12 protein-coding genes are annotated in these 13,909 nt (G+C 73.1%); 6 read left to right on the top strand and 6 right to left on the bottom strand.

The genetic code is table 11. From position 1 onward, the window contains the following. Window positions 1-252: 252 nt before the first annotated feature. The 6 genes from ACIP89_RS06395 to ACIP89_RS06370 all read left to right on the top strand — a co-directional run bounded on the left by ACIP89_RS06395 (window position 253) and on the right by ACIP89_RS06370 (window position 6,211). On the top strand, window positions 253-1,275 hold the full coding sequence (locus ACIP89_RS06395) for a hypothetical protein (protein WP_402113334.1): 1,023 nt from the start codon (window positions 253-255) through the stop codon (window positions 1,273-1,275). Next, the gene (locus tag ACIP89_RS06390; protein WP_402113331.1) at window positions 1,272-2,540 is read left to right on the top strand and encodes a sensor histidine kinase; all 1,269 of its coding nucleotides are present in this window, start codon (window positions 1,272-1,274) and stop codon (window positions 2,538-2,540) included. The genes ACIP89_RS06395 and ACIP89_RS06390 overlap by 4 nt, the downstream gene beginning before the upstream one ends. Continuing rightward, window positions 2,537-3,208 (top strand): response regulator, encoded by a 672-nt coding sequence (locus ACIP89_RS06385; protein ID WP_402113328.1) that lies wholly within the window; start codon window positions 2,537-2,539, stop codon window positions 3,206-3,208. Before ACIP89_RS06390 ends, ACIP89_RS06385 begins: the two co-directional genes overlap by 4 nt. Before the next feature lie 75 nt (window positions 3,209-3,283). Further along, window positions 3,284-4,735, top strand: a complete 1,452-nt coding sequence (locus tag ACIP89_RS06380) for a peptidoglycan D,D-transpeptidase FtsI family protein (RefSeq protein WP_401925800.1) — start codon at window positions 3,284-3,286, stop codon at window positions 4,733-4,735. 193 nt (window positions 4,736-4,928) lie between these two features. Continuing rightward, on the top strand, window positions 4,929-5,504 hold the full coding sequence (locus ACIP89_RS06375) for a SigE family RNA polymerase sigma factor (RefSeq protein ID WP_401923406.1): 576 nt from the start codon (window positions 4,929-4,931) through the stop codon (window positions 5,502-5,504). Then, on the top strand, window positions 5,504-6,211 hold the full coding sequence (locus tag ACIP89_RS06370) for a hypothetical protein (RefSeq protein WP_401923404.1): 708 nt from the start codon (window positions 5,504-5,506) through the stop codon (window positions 6,209-6,211). Before ACIP89_RS06375 ends, ACIP89_RS06370 begins: the two co-directional genes overlap by 1 nt. Before the next feature lie 73 nt (window positions 6,212-6,284). On the opposite strand, the gene ACIP89_RS06365 is transcribed toward ACIP89_RS06370, so the two are convergent. The 6 genes from ACIP89_RS06365 to ACIP89_RS06340 form a co-directional block, all read right to left on the bottom strand. Then, complete coding sequence (locus ACIP89_RS06365; protein ID WP_402113326.1) at window positions 6,285-7,397, bottom strand: pectinesterase family protein; 1,113 nt, start codon at window positions 7,395-7,397, stop codon at window positions 6,285-6,287. Between the two features lie 96 nt (window positions 7,398-7,493). Then, a complete protein-coding gene (locus tag ACIP89_RS06360; RefSeq protein ID WP_402113323.1) occupies window positions 7,494-8,825 on the bottom strand; it encodes a polysaccharide lyase family 1 protein in 1,332 nt (443 codons plus the stop codon). Between the two features lie 104 nt (window positions 8,826-8,929). Then, entirely contained in the window at window positions 8,930-10,264 is a 1,335-nt protein-coding gene (locus ACIP89_RS06355) for an ABC transporter substrate-binding protein (RefSeq protein WP_402113320.1), read from the bottom strand. A gap of 77 nt (window positions 10,265-10,341) precedes the next feature. Then, on the bottom strand, window positions 10,342-11,898 hold the full coding sequence (locus ACIP89_RS06350) for a glycoside hydrolase 43 family protein (RefSeq protein ID WP_402113317.1): 1,557 nt from the start codon (window positions 11,896-11,898) through the stop codon (window positions 10,342-10,344). Then, window positions 11,895-12,722 carry a PmoA family protein gene (locus tag ACIP89_RS06345; RefSeq protein WP_401923392.1) on the bottom strand — a complete coding sequence of 276 codons (828 nt, stop codon included), beginning with the start codon at window positions 12,720-12,722 and terminating at the stop codon, window positions 11,895-11,897. Before ACIP89_RS06345 ends, ACIP89_RS06350 begins: the two co-directional genes overlap by 4 nt. Next, complete coding sequence (locus ACIP89_RS06340) at window positions 12,719-13,906, bottom strand: Gfo/Idh/MocA family protein (RefSeq protein ID WP_402113316.1); 1,188 nt, start codon at window positions 13,904-13,906, stop codon at window positions 12,719-12,721. Before ACIP89_RS06340 ends, ACIP89_RS06345 begins: the two co-directional genes overlap by 4 nt. Window positions 13,907-13,909: the final 3 nt, after the last annotated feature.

Here is a 13,909-nt window from a genome sequence, read left to right as displayed (position 1 = left end):
ACCCCGACCGGACGAGGAGACGGCCGAAGTCGCGTTCACCCCGACCGGACGAGGAGACGGCCGAAGTCGCGTTCACCCCGACCGGACGAGGAGACGGCCGAAGTCGCGTTCACCCCGACCGGACGAGGAGACGGACGAAGTCCCGTGTTCACCCCGGCCTGAGCAGCGGGCGGCCCGCCTCCCCCGCGCGGGGGAGGCGGATCACCGTCCGGTATGACGTGCGCTCGCCGCCCGCGCGGGAGCGTGGACGGTATGACACAGACACCGCTCGCACCGGCCCCGGCACCGGCCGCAGCCCCGGTCGCCACCAGGGCGCGCACCGTGCTGCGCGCCCTGGCGATCGTCTCCTGCCTGCCCTACATCGTGCTCAAGGCCGCCTGGGTCTCGGGCAGTCGCCTCGGGATTCCCGACGGCAGCTCGCTGCTCGACCACCGCACCACGATGATCGTCGCCAACAGCGGTTCGGTCCTGATGGACAGCGCGGTCGTCGTCATCGCCCTGCTGCTCACCCAGGCCTGGGGCCGGCGCGTGCCCGCCTGGCTGCTCGTCCTGCCGATGTGGGTGGCGACCGGTCTGCTGCTGCCGATCATGGCCGGCTATCCGCTCCAGCTGCTGGTCCACGCCCTGGGCGGCGAGATCACCGGCAGCTCCGAATCCACCCGGCCCTTCCTCGACCAGTGGGTCTTCGCCGTCGTCTACACCGGCTTCATCATCCAGGGCCTGGCCCTGGGCACCCTCTTCGCGCTGTACGCGAGGGACCGCTGGGGCCACCTCTGGCGGGGCACCCTGCGTGATCTGCCCGTCAGTCCCACGGCTCCCGCCCTGCGCGCCTGCGCCGTCGCCGCGTCGCTGACCGCCCTGATCCCCGGCACCATGCACCTGCTCTGGGCCGCCGGGTCGACCGCCGGGCTCAACCCGGCGCTGATAGCGGAGAGCAACAGCGGCTCCCACGTCCTGGACGCGGTCGATGTCCTCTTCGCCGTCGCCGCCGTCGCCGGGGTGCTGCTCCTCGCCTTCCGCCGGAACTCCGCGCTGCCGCTGCGGGTGCCGCTCGCGCTGGCCTGGGGCGGCTCAGGGGCGGTGGGCTGCTGGGGCGGCTGGATGGGGCTCGCCGCACTGAGCAGCGTCGACGACCTCGCTCATCGGCCCACCCCCGCCGTGGTGCTGACCTACGCTGTGCAGATGCTGGTCGGAACGCTGGTGTTGGCCCTGGGCGCGTACTTTCTGGCCGAGCGCGCGGCCGGCACGCGGCCGCCGTCCGGCCTCCGGGTGTGACGACGCTGCTCGGGCGGCGGGCCCGGCTGCGCTGGCTCCATCTGATCATCGGCGGCGCCCTGTTGATGCCGTACTTCCTGGTGGGCACGGTGATCGTCGGCTCGTTCCGGGCGGGCGCTCATGTGTTCAGCTCGCCGGCCGGCCAGCTGACCGCCTTCGCCTTCGCCCTGCCGATGGCCGCGGTCACCGCGCTCTTCCCGCTCACCCGGCCGCTGTCGGTGTCCGCCGCCCGCGCCCTGTGCGGCCTGCCGCCGGACCGGCCGCTCGCGGACGGCCCGGCCAGGACCCGACAGGCCCGGGTCCGCGCGGCGCTCTGGTACACCCTGCATGTGGCGCTCGGCGGCATCGTCAGCGGCATGACGCTGGCACTGACCCCGTTCGCGGTGGGTGTGACGGTGCTGCCGTTCTTCGCCGCCGCTCGCCAGACCCCGGTGCTCGACGTGCCGGAGGCGCTGGACGGACCGTGGCTCCCGGTCCTGGCGCCGTTCGCCGGTATCGCGATGCTGGCGGCGATGGCCGGCTGCGCGGCGGCGGCCGGGGCGCTGCTGGCGAACCGGGCGCCGGTCCTGCTGGGGCCGACCCCCGACGACCGGCTGGCCGCCGCCGAACGCCGGGCGGCCGGCCTCGCGGTACGCAACCGGCTGGCCCGGGAACTGCACGACTCGGTCGGCCACGCGCTCAGCGCCGTCACCCTCCAGGCGGGCGCGGCCCGCAGGGTGCTGGACAGCGACCCGGAGTTCGTCCGCGAGGCGCTGACGGCGATCGAGGAGACGACCCGGCGCACGGTCGACGAGCTCGACTCGATGCTCGGGCTGCTGCGGCGGAGCGCGGAGGACGACGAGGCGGCCGGGCACGCACAGGAGCCGACCGGCCCCGGGCTCGACGCGCTGGACGGGCTGCTGGCGCGTTGCGGGGTGCCCGTCTCGTACACCGCAGAAGGCGACCGGGGCGCGGTGCCCGGCGCCGTGGCGCGCGAGGCGTACCGGATCGTGCAGGAGGGGCTGAGCAACGCGCTGCGGTACGGCGGGCACGGTGGGCCGGTGCGGTTGCGGATCACGGTGCGCGCGGAGGACGTGGAGATAGTCATGGACAGCCCGCTGCCCGCACGGCCGTCCCCGGTGCGCCCCGGCGGCGGCCGGGGCCTGCGCGGCGTCCGTGAGCGCGCCGTGCTGCTCGGCGGCCGGGCCGGGGCCGGACCGCACGACGGCGGGTGGCGGCTGACCGCCTGCCTCCCGCTGCACCCCGGCGTACGGGAGCGGCCATGAGTAAGCCGGTCCGGATCGTCGTCGCCGACGACGAGCGCATGGTCCGTACCGCCCTGCGGGTCATCCTGGACGCCGAGGCCGGACTGGAGGTCGTCGGCGAGGCCTCGACCGGCGCGGAGGCGGTCTCGGTGGTGCGCGAGCTGCGCCCCGACGTGGTGCTGATGGACGTACGGATGCCGGAGACCGACGGCATCCGGGCCACCGAGCGGATCCTGGCCGTGCTCGATCCGGCGCCCCGCGTCATCGTCGTCACCACCTTCGAGCACGACTCCTACGTGTACGAGGCGCTGCGCGCCGGAGCCGCGGGTTTCCTCCTCAAGCGGGCGGCGGCCGAGGAGCTGGTGCAGGCGGTGCGGCTGGTGGCCCGCAGCGACTCGCTGCTGTTCCCCGCCGCCGTACGGGGCCTGGCGGCCGAGTACGGGAGGCGGCGGCCGCCCGCCGCCTGGGCGGCCCGGCTCACCGAGCGGGAGGGGGACGTCCTGCGGCTGATGGCGGCCGGGCTCAGCAACGCGGAGATCGCCGCCCGGCTGCGGGTGGGCGCGGCGACAGCGAAGACCCATGTGGCGGGCGTCCTGGCGAAGACCGGCGCCCGGGACCGTACCCAGGCGGTCATCGCCGCGTACGAGTCGGGGTTCATCGCACCGGGCCGGGCCGGCGACGCCCGGTGACAGGACGATGAGTAATGGGTGAGAAGCGGCACAACCGGGAACGCCGCACCGCGTCCCGCACGTCCCCTGTACGGGATGAACAAGACCATAAGGCGCGCCTCGGTCTTCTGCCTGCTGCTGGTCCTCGCCCTGCTGGGGCGGGCGACCTGGGTGCAGGCGTACCAGGCACGGGCGCTCGCAGACGACGACCACAACCGGCGGAAGACCATCGCGCAGTACGCGCAGCCGCTCGGGGACATCATCGTGGCCGGCTCGCCGGTCACCGGATCGAAGAGGACGGAGGGCAGCGATCTCGCGTACAAGCGCACCTACAAACAGGGCGACCTCTACGCCGCCGTCACCGGATACAGCTCGCAGGCCTACGGCTCCACCCAGCTCGAAGGGATCTACAGCCATGTGCTGGACGGCACCGACGACCGGCTGAAGAACCCGCTGAACGTGGTGACCGGTGAGAAGACCGATCCGGGCAGCGTGCTGACCACGATCGACCCGGACGTGCAGAAGGCGGCGTACGACGCCCTCGGGGACGACAAGGGCGCGGCCGTCGCGATCGACCCGAAGAGCGGGCAGATCCTGGGGATGGTCTCCTCGCCGTCCTACAACCCGTCCGACATCAGCGGGACGACGGACGGCGACACCTGGAAGAAGCTGCTCGCGGACCCGGACAAGCCGCTGATCAACCGCGCGATGCGGCAACCCCTCGCGCCCGGTTCGACGTTCAAGCTGGTGGTGGCGTCCGCCGCGCTGGAGAACGGGCTGTACAGCTCGGTCGACGAGGCCACGAAGAGCCCGATGCCTTACACGCTGCCGGGCAGCAGCACCCCCCTGAAGAACGAGAGCGCCTCCGCGCCCTGCGAGAACGCGACGCTGCGCGTAGCGCTCCAGTACTCCTGCAACAACGTCTTCGGCAAGGTCGCCGCCGACCTGGGCCAGGACAAGGTGCGGGCGATGGCCGAGAAGTTCGGCTTCAACACGGAGGACCTCGATGTGCCGGTCAGGGCGTACAAGAGCGTCTACCCGGCGAAGATGGACGACGCGCAGACGGCGCTGACGGGCATCGGCCAGTTCGAGGTCACCGCGACCCCGCTCCAGATGGCGATGGTCTCCGCCGCCCTCGCCAACGGCGGTGAGCTGGCCGCACCGCACATGGTGTCCAAGGTGACGGACTCCAAGGGCGGCACGCTGGAGGACTTCGCGGACGGCGACATGAAGCGCGTCGTCTCCGCGTCCACCGCCAAGCAGTTGCGCAGCGCGATGGTGACCGTCGTGGAGCAGGGCACCGGTACCAACGCGAGGATCGGCGGTGCGGAGGTGGGCGGCAAGACGGGCACGGCGGAGAACGGGGTGGGCAACAGCAACACCCCGTACGCCTGGTTCACCTCGTACGCGAAGGACAGGTCGAGCGGCCAGGAGGTCGCGGTGGCCGTGATCGTGGAGGACTCCGGTTCCGCGGCCTCCGAGGTCAGCGGCAACGGCCTCGCGGCCCCGATCGCGCAGAAGATGATGAAGGCCGCGCTCCGGCGTTGACCGCGGGAACGTGACGCCCCGGTACCCCGGTTCGGGTACCGGGGCGTTCGACGTGTCCCGGCCCCTTCAGGTTTTCGCCTCGTTAGGCCTTACTTGGTTACGCACCCGTGTCGAAGCGCTTCCGGGGTGCGCCGGTACGCTCGCGCCCACCGTGACGCGGGCACCGGCATCCGAGCGCGGGAACGGGGGAGCTGTGGGCACATCCATCGACGCCGACGATGCCGCCGCCGAGTTCCACGAGTTCTTCGAGGCCCACTACGCCGAACTCGCCCGGCTCGCGCACCTGCTGACCGGTGAGGCCGATGCCGCCGACGACCTGGCCGCCGATGCGCTGCTGGCGCTCTGGCACCGCTGGGACCGGGTCCGGAACGCCGACCATCCGGTGGCGTACGCACGCGGGGTGGTCGCCAACCTGGCCAGGACCCGGATCCGCAGCGCGGTGCGCGAGCGCCGCCGGATCGCGCTGTTCTGGGCGCCGCGCGGCGGCGGGGACGGATACGCGGTCGAGGACCCGGACGTGTCGGCGGTGGTCGACGTCCAGGGGGCGCTGCGCAGGCTGCCGTTCCGCAAGCGCGCCTGTGTGGTGCTGCGGCACGCCTTCGACCTCTCGGAGCGGGACACCTCGCTGGTGCTCGGGATCTCGGTGGGTACGGTGAAGAGCCAGACTTCGCGCGCCGTCGCGGAACTGCAGCGGCTGCTCGGCCCCGATACGCCCGCCGCGCACGTGCACGTGGCCGTCGCGGCGCAGCGCACCGGAGGAGGCCAGTGATGGACGAGGAGTTGCCCCGGCGGCTGCGGGGCGCCGCCCGGGTCTACCGGCCGGACCGGGAGCGGATGCGGGCCCGGGTCGAGCGCGGCATGGCCGGGGGCCGCCCGTCGGGCGGGGTCGTGCGCCCGCCGAGGGGGGCGACGCCGTGGCTGCGGGTCGCGGGGGCGACGGCGGCGGTCTGCGGGGTGCTGGCGGCCGGGGCCTTCGCCGTCACCTCCGCGGGCGGGGACGGGCCGCCCGGGGAGCGGGCGGCGGCCCCGCCGTCCGCCGCCACCACGCCGCCCGCGCCCGGTGGCGGTGCGCGGCGCGCCGAGGACGGCCCGCTGTGGGCGGACGGCGCCGTCGACCCGCACAGCAACGCGTACTGGGCGCAGAGCAATGTGACGCTGCGGACGGCGGAACCGCTCTCCTCGCTCACCGTCGAGCTGCGGATCGCGCTCACCGGCGGAGTCACCAGCACCGGCTCCTGGCGCTCGCTGCCCGAGCGGGACTTCACCGTGTCCGCGACGGAGGACGGCGGCTACCTCGTCTACCGGTGGACCCTGAAGCCGGGGCGCACGGTGCCGGCCGGTACGCACACGTTCGCCGGTCAGTACGACCACGCGGAGGGCGCCCGGGACGCCTCCGGCGACTACCTGACGGCGCACGCCGTCCGTGCCTCCGGTCAACGTGCCTCGGTGCGCGACGCCTTCGGCCGGGACCACTGAGGCCGGAATGACCGGGGCCGGGGCCGCTCGGGCCGGGACTGCCCGGGCCGGGACGTGAGCCCGGTGCGGCCGCTCACCGGTACGGGCGCCAGTCGCCCAGCCAGGCGGCCGGGGTGTGCCGGCGGGCCTCCGCGGCGGTCAGCCGGGGGCGGTTGGCGGGTACCGTGACGCGCGCCCCGGGGCCCGTGTCGCGGTACTCGGCGAAGCGCTGCTCCTGCCAGGGGAAGCCCGCGGACATGGTCCCGTACGGCTCGTCGGCGTCGATCCCGGCGCCGAGCCGGCACTCGCGCACGGTCAGCATCGGGTGCGCGGTGGGGTCGGAGGAGGGCACCCAGGGGCGGGCCAGCTTGAAGTACCCGTCCGGCGCGGTGCCGGTGACACGGGAGCGCAGCACCAGGAAACCGTGCGGGTTGGCTCGGGCGGTGCTGGGCGCGAAGACGAAGCCGTAGGGCGGGGCCGTCAGGTCTGTGCGGGTCAGGGTGCGGAAGTGACAGCGGTCCAGGACGGCGGTGGCGCGGCCGAAGACGAAGTCGACGTCCCCTTCGACGTAGCAGTCGCGGTAGTACTGGCGGGCGAACTCGGTGAGGGCGGCGGAGTCGGCGTACAGGGTGTCCTGGTGTCCCAGGAAGCGGCAGCCGTGGAACGCCGAACGGTCGCCCGTCACCTTGATGGCGACGGCCTGGGTGCCGGTGTAGTCGGGGTGCTCTGCGCGCAGCCAGTCGTTGGCGAAGGTCAGGGCGTACGCGGTGAGTCCTGCGGGGCGGGCGGTGACGGTGGCGGATCCGCTGGTGCCGTGGGTGCCAGAACCGTCGGGCAGGGGCGTCCCGTTGGCGTTGCCGTACACGATGACGGTGTCGTGCGGGTCGTCGCTCGCCCCGATGAGGGTGAGGGCGGTCCGGTCGGCCGGGATGTCGACCGTCTCGCGGTAGGTGCCCGGCGCGATCACCAGGGTGCGGCCGGGGCCGGTCGCGGCGTCCACGGCGGACTGCACGCCGGTGTGGTCGCCCCGGCCGTGGGCGTCGACGTACAGCGTCCCGGCGTCGAGGCGGCGGGACGGTGAGCCGTAGCGTCCGAAGGGGCGGGGTGCTCCGGGCCGGCCGTGGGCGTGCGCGGCGGAGGCCGATGGGAGGACGAGGGCGGCGCTGCCGCCCGCGAGCAGGGTCAGGGCGCTGCGTCTGCTGGGCATGGGCGGTCTTCCTTACGTGGAGGGCGCGCGGCCGTTCCCGCCGGTGCCGGACGCGGCACCGGCGGGGACGGCCTTCGGCACGGAGCGGTCGGCTGGTCAGGCGCCGGGGACCCGGCCGGCGCCCGCGCCGAGGCCGACGAGCAGCGGGACGAGCAGGGGGTGGTCGACCCGGTCGCGTAGGGCCGGGGTCCAGCCGGCGCCCGAGGTGAGCTGCTCCTCGGGGACGCCCGCGTTGTGGACGGCGATCAGGTCGGTGCGGCGGCCGTTGACGTAGTTGTCGGCGGCCGTGAGCGAGGACTCGGACCACTTCTTGAGGATCTTCGCCCTGTCGAACCCGCCGGCCAGGGTGAACGCGTTGTGCTCGGCGACGAGATGCGACTCCGCGCCGACCCCGTACGAGTAGCCGTAGACGCTGCCCCTGGTGGCGGCGAAGTGGTTGTTGTAGGAGTCGACCTGTCCGAAGCGGACCCGGGGCGCGCGCTCGTTCAGGTCCTTGAAGAGGTTGTGGTGGAGCGTGACCCGGAGCTTGCCGCGATCGGTGGCCCCGGCACCGTCGCTGTTGCCGATGAGCATCGTCTTGTCGTGGTCCTTGAGGACGTTCCAGGAGGCGGTGACCAGGTCGGCGCCCTTGACTATGTCGAAGAGCCCGTCGTGCTGCTGGTACAGCTCGTCGAAGTAGCGGGGCTGGTCCGCGTCGGGGTGGTCCCCGTCGCTGAAGGTGTTGTGGTCGACCCAGACGTGGTCGGAGCCGTAGACGACGAGGTTGTCGTACTCGGAGTTCCAGTGCCCGGTCTCGCCGTCGGTGGGGTCCCACTGGGGGAAGCAGTCGTAGGTGTCCTCGAAGCTGATGTTGCGGACGATGACGTTGGAAGCGTTCTGGATCTGGAGGCTGGCGCCGACGACCGTGGCGTCCTTGCCGACGCCGATCAGCGTGGTGTTGGAGGGGACGTAGACGTTCACGGCCGCCTTCTGGAGCTTGGCGGAGGCGAGCCGGGCGTCCTCCAGCGGGCCGTACGGGACCTCCTCCCGGCCCCAGGTCGCCGGGTCGTAGGCGGCGAGGTACTTGTCCAGGGTGTAGCCGTCGCTCTCGTACTCCTCGCAGCCGATCGGGTTTCCCTCGGCGTCGGAGTTCCCGTGGACGGTGCCGTCGATCCTGACGATCTTCGGGGCGTCGCCCGCGTCCGCGAAGGCGGCGACGAGTTCGGCCCGGTCGCTCACGGTGTAGACGTGGTCGGGGGTGGCGGCCGCGCCTCCGGTGGTGGAGCCCTCCGCGGCGGCCCAGCCGTCGCCTGCGGGAAGCACCGAGCGCTCGGCGCCGTTGGCACCGTGGTGCGCGGAGGCCTGGGCGGGCACGCTCAGGGCCAGGGCCAACGAGGCGCAGCCCATCGCGACGGCGATGGCGCGGGTGCGGGATCTGCGTGCGGGCATGACGAATCCTCAGCTCTCGTTCGGGTGTGCGGGAAGGGGGGCGGCCGGCGGCGGGACGGGCCCCGCCGCCGACCGCAGGTGCGCCGGCCCGGCGAACGGCGGGATCAGCCGTTGCCGATCTCCTTCCACTCCGCCTGGGCCTTGTTCAGCTCTTCGGCGATCTTGTCCAGGAAGGCCTTGACCGTGACCTTGCCGAGCAGCAGCTTCTGGAACTCCGGCTCGTTGTCGGCCTTGCTGATGTTGTTCCAGTCGGGCAGGTAGTACGGCAGCTGCACGATCTTGGTGGAGCCGTCGGTGAGGGCCTTCGCGGCCAGTTCGGTCGGCTCCGTGGCGCTGATCCAGGGGTCCTTGGCGGCCTCGGTGTTGGCCGGGATGGCGCCGGCGGACTCGTTCCACTTGCTGTTGGACGCGTGCGAGGCGGCGAACTCGATGAACTTCCAGGCGGCCGTCTTGTTCTTGCTCGACCGGAAGAGGCCGAGTCCGTCGACCGGGTTGGAGACCTGGACCCGGGTGCCGCCGTCGCCGATGGGGTTCGGTATGCCGGCGAACTTCTCCTTGCCCAGGGCCTTCAGGTGGTCCTGGTAGGAGCCGAGGTTGTGGCTGAGCATCCCGATGGTGCCGGTGTCCCACTGGGCGACCATCTTGGTGAAGTCGTTGTTGACGTCGGCGGCGGGCGTCGACTTCTTGTAGAGCGCGGCGTACTTCTCCAGCGCGGCGACGTTCTTCGGGTCGTTGAGGGTGGTCTTGTCGCCCTTCCAGAACTCCGTGATGCCGGACTGGCCGTAGGCGGCGTCCATGGCCTGGGCGATGGAGCCGGCGCCGCCGCGGATGGTGTAGCCGAACTTGTTCTTCTTGCCGTCGGTCAGCCGGTCCGCCGCCTTGTAGAAGTCGGCCCAGGTGGCGGGGGCCTTCAGGCCCGCGGACTTGAACAGGTCGGTGCGGTACCAGAGCGCGCCGTTGTTCGCGGAGGTCGGCACCGCGAACATGTCGTCGCCCCGGCCGCCCGCGTCCTTGACGCTCTCGACCATGCCCTCGACGAGCTTGCCCTGGAGGGCGGAGTCCTTGATCCGCGCCGTGAGCGGGTCGAGGGCCTCCTGCGAAACCATGTTGGCCAGGTAGGCGGTGCCGACGCCGCCCACGTCCGGCAGTCCGCCGCCCGCGATGGCCGTGTCGTACTTGGACTGCACGTCGGCGATCGGGATCGGCACGTACTTGACCTTGATGTCCGGGTTCGCCTTCTCGAAATCCTTGATGATCTCGGTCCAGACGGCGGTGCGCGGACCGCCGTTGTTGTCCCAGAAGGTGATCTCGCCCTTGCCGTTGCCCTCGGTTCCGCTGTCGCTGCCGTCGTCACCGCAGGCGGTGGCGGTCAGCGCGAGTACTGCCGCGACGGACACGGCTGCCGCGGCACGCCCCCGCTGCGTCTTCGAGATCTTCATGGTCGGCTCTTCTCTGTGGGTGGTCCGGGTGAAGGTTGCTGCGTGGGGGGCTTCGTACGGTCAGGTGGTTCGTACGGTCAGGCGGTGGTGCGGAATCCGGTGAAGCAGGCCGTCCCGGCCGGCCCCGTACCGGTGGGTGCGGTGGCGAACAGTCCCAGCAGCGCGCCGACCCAGCGCCACGGCGTCGCGGCGAAGACCTGGCCCGAAGGCCGGAATCCCGCCCCGTCCCCGGTGTCGGCGTGGAAGCGGAAGCGGGCACCGGGGCCGGCCTCGATCCGCAGCCGGGCCCGCCCTTCCGGGGCCGGCCTGCTGTGCTCCGCGTCCCGTTCGTGTGCGGCGACGGACTCCGCGTACCGGTGCACGAGCCGCACACCCCCGCCCCCGGAGCGCTCCAGGCCGATCCAGCTGAACGCGTCCCCCAGCACGGCGAGCCCCGCCTTGGCGCCCGGTTCCTCGCTGTCCAGGGAGACCTCCACCTCGGCGGTGAACGTGTCGGCGGGCAGCCGCTGGACCAGCACGTTGGGCAGGACCCGCAGGTCGTGCGCGTGCGCGGTCCGTACGCAGCTGAGCCGCAGCCCGTCCCCGCCGTGCTCGACGGTCCAGCCGGGGCGCGGGTTGGCGGTCCACTGCCACTGCCTGCCGTACCGGCCGCCGGGGAAGCCGTCGCTGCTCGCCGGGGCCTCCGCGGGCTGCGGGGGCGCGGCCGGCTTCGGGTGCGCGGACACCGGTTCGCCCGCGTCACCGATGACCGGCCAGCCGCCGTCCTCCGCGGCCCAGCGCATCGGCTGGAGGTGGACGACCCTGCCGTACGCGCCGCGCTGCTGGAAGTGCAGGAACCAGTCCTCGCCCGCCGCCGTGCGCACCCAGCCGCCCTGGTGCGGTCCGTTGACCCCGGTCCGGCCCTGGGCGAGGACGACTCGTTCCTCGTACGGTCCGAAGAAGTCGCGGGAGCGGAAGGCGCCCTGCCAGCCCGTCTCGACCCCGCCGGCCGGGGCGAGGATCCAGAACTCGCCGTCGTGCCGGTAGAGCTTGGGGCCCTCCAGGGTGAACCAGCCGGGGATCGTGTCGGCGTCGATCAGGGTCTTGCCCTCGTCGAGCAGCTCCCGGCCGTCCGGGCTCATCCGGTGGCCGGTGATCCGGTTCTTGACGCCGGAACGGGACTTGGCCCAGGCGTGCACGAGATACGCCTCGCCGGTCTCCTCGTCCCACAGCGGGCAGGCGTCGATCAGCCCCTTGCCCGCCTTCAGCAGATGGGGCGCGGTCCACGGCCCCCGGATGTTCTCGGCGCTGACCTGCTGGATGCCGTGGTCGGGGTCGCCCCAGAAGATCCAGAACCGCCCGGCGTGGTGCCGCAGCGACGGCGCCCACACGCCACCGTCGTGGCGCGGCACGGTGAAGTCGGCCGCGGGTTCGAGGCGGTCCAGGGCGTGGCCGACGATCGACCAGTTGACCAGGTCGCGCGAGTGCAGCAGCGGCAGTCCGGGGACCCGGCCGAAGCTGGAGGCGGTGAGGTAGAAGTCCTCGCCCACCCGCACCACGTCGGGGTCGGACCAGTCGGCGTTGAGCACCGGGTTGCGGTAGGTGCCGTCGCCGAGGTCGGCGGTCCAGGGCCGGCTGTCCCGGGCGGCGCTCACGCGGTCACCGCCCGGCGGACGTGGGCGGCGGCGGTGGCCCGGTCGAGCCGGCCGTCCGCGATGACGGTGACGACGCGGCGCACCACGGTGGCGCCGGCCGGTACGGACAGCCGGTGGGCGGCGGCGAGGGACGAGCCGACGCCCGGGTACTCGGTGCTCCGTACGAACCACGGGTCGCGGCGGGTCTCCTCCGTCGCCCCCGCGAACACCAGGGTCCAGCCGTCGCCGCTCATCGCGACCCAGTCGGCGACGCGTCCGTGCACCGCGTCCTCGCCGTCCCCGTGGTTGCTGAACACGGCGGGCGCCGAGGGCTCCTTGGGGGCGCGCCAGAAGAAGCCGCCGTATCCGGCGCCCGGCCTGCCGTTGGTGGCGGGGCTGCCGATCGACAGTCCGCGGGAGCCCCGGTTGGTGAGCGAGAAGGAGAAGTCCAGCGCCCAGGCGGTGTCGGAGAGTTCGGCGGTGGCGACCGTGCGGTGCTCCCGCAGCAGCTCGGTGTCGTCGGCCTCCCAGCTGAGCTCCTCGACGAAACCGTCCGGGTCACGGAGCTTCCAGCCCAGGTGGCGCTGGACCCCGTGGTTGTCGAGCACGGTGGGGCCCTGGTCGCGGACGAAGGTGCGGCCGCCCCAGAAGTTGTGCCCCGCGACATCGGGCACGGCGACGGAGGTGCCCAGGTGGTGCAGGTGGTCGGCCGGGTGCTCCTCGGTGACCGGGGTGCCGCCGAGGGTGGTGACCGGGTGCAGGTAGGGACGGTCCCCGGGGGCGGGGAGGTAGGTGTAGCGGCCGACGGGGCGGCCGGCGCAGCTCAGGAGTGCGGTCGTCGTCACGGTGAACTCACCTCTGTGGGGGACGCCCAGGGGACGCCGAGTTCGGAGAAGAGCCTGAGGTCGTCCGCGGCCGCCGCGACGGCCGCGTCGATGCCGCGCACCACCCGGCGGGTGCCGTCGCCGCTGAGGGCGGGGGCGGTGTGCCAGGCACCGGACGGCAGGGCGGAGGGTTCGGGGGCGTTCCGTACGGCTTCGACGACCCGCATGAAGGCGCCGGTGCGGTGCGGCGGGGCCAGGAGCGCGGTGCCGTGCGTCAGGTGACCGACGAGGTTCTCCAGGAGGTCGGTCCGGCCGTGGACGGTCTCCAGCGGGCCGTGCCCGGCTCGCTGGACGAGAACCCGGTCCTGCTTGTACCAGAAGGTGATCCGGCCCCGGTCGCCGTGGACGATCACATAGGGTTCCCCGGCCTGCTCCGCGCAGAGGGTGACGGCGGCGGTGACCGGCAGCCCGGACGTCGTGGTGAGGCGGACGCAGGAGGTGTCGTCGGCCTCGATGTCGTGGGCGCGGAAGAGTTCGGTCTCGATCGACGCGATGTCGTGGGCCGCGCCGCTGCCGGCGAGTTCGAGGGCGGTGGCGACGGCGTGGGCGAGCGGGTTGGTCAGTACCCCGTCCACCACGTCGGTGTCACCGATCCGCCGCCGGCCCGCCCAGGGCGCCCGCCGGTAGTAGGCGTCGTCCCTGACCCAGGCGCCCGCGGCCCCGTAGCCCCGCACCGTGCCGATGGCGCCGGTCCGGACGAGCGCCTGGACGGCGGGCACCGCGTGCGAGCCGAAGGACTGGAAGCCCACCTGGCAGGCGATGCCGGCGTCCCGTACCCCGGTCAGGATCCGCTCGAAGTCGGCGAGGGTCGCGGCGGGCGGCTTCTCCAGCAGCAGGTGGACCCCGCGTGCGGCGGCGGTGAGGGCCAGTTCGGCGTGCGTCTGGATGGGGGTGCAGATGACGGCGGCGCGGGCCCCGGTGGAGTCCAGGAGCGCGCCGAAGTCGGCCGACTGCTCGGGGAGTTCGGCGGCGAAGGCGGCCAGTTCGGTCGCGTCGAGCGGATTCAGCTCGCAGACCCCGGCGAGCCGGACGAGACCCTGGTCCTGGAGGCGGCGGATATTGGCGAGGTGCCAGCGCCCGTGGCCCCGGGCGCCCGCGAGGACGACCGGCAGCGGAGTGGTGTGTGTGGTGTCCGTCGGGCTCATGCG

It is taken from the genome of Streptomyces sp. NPDC088730 (assembly GCF_044751215.1).
Classification (GTDB): Bacteria; Actinomycetota; Actinomycetes; order Streptomycetales; family Streptomycetaceae; genus Streptomyces.
Note: the sequence above shows the minus strand (reverse complement) of the source record. Positions and strands in the feature narration are given on the sequence as shown.

Bases quoted from the DNA above. Each gene is read 5' to 3' on its own strand.
- ACIP89_RS06395 (WP_402113334.1), top strand. From the start codon at position 253: ATGACACAGACACCGCTCGCACCGGCCCCGGCACCGGCCGCAGCCCCG.
- ACIP89_RS06385 (WP_402113328.1), top strand. From the start codon at position 2,537: ATGAGTAAGCCGGTCCGGATCGTCGTCGCCGACGACGAGCGCATGGTC.
- ACIP89_RS06380 (WP_401925800.1), top strand. From the start codon at position 3,284: ATGAACAAGACCATAAGGCGCGCCTCGGTCTTCTGCCTGCTGCTGGTC.
- ACIP89_RS06370 (WP_401923404.1), top strand. From the start codon at position 5,504: ATGGACGAGGAGTTGCCCCGGCGGCTGCGGGGCGCCGCCCGGGTCTAC.
- ACIP89_RS06365 (WP_402113326.1), bottom strand. From the start codon at position 7,397: ATGCCCAGCAGACGCAGCGCCCTGACCCTGCTCGCGGGCGGCAGCGCC.
- ACIP89_RS06360 (WP_402113323.1), bottom strand. From the start codon at position 8,825: ATGCCCGCACGCAGATCCCGCACCCGCGCCATCGCCGTCGCGATGGGC.
- ACIP89_RS06355 (WP_402113320.1), bottom strand. From the start codon at position 10,264: ATGAAGATCTCGAAGACGCAGCGGGGGCGTGCCGCGGCAGCCGTGTCC.
- ACIP89_RS06340 (WP_402113316.1), bottom strand. From the start codon at position 13,906: ATGAGCCCGACGGACACCACACACACCACTCCGCTGCCGGTCGTCCTC.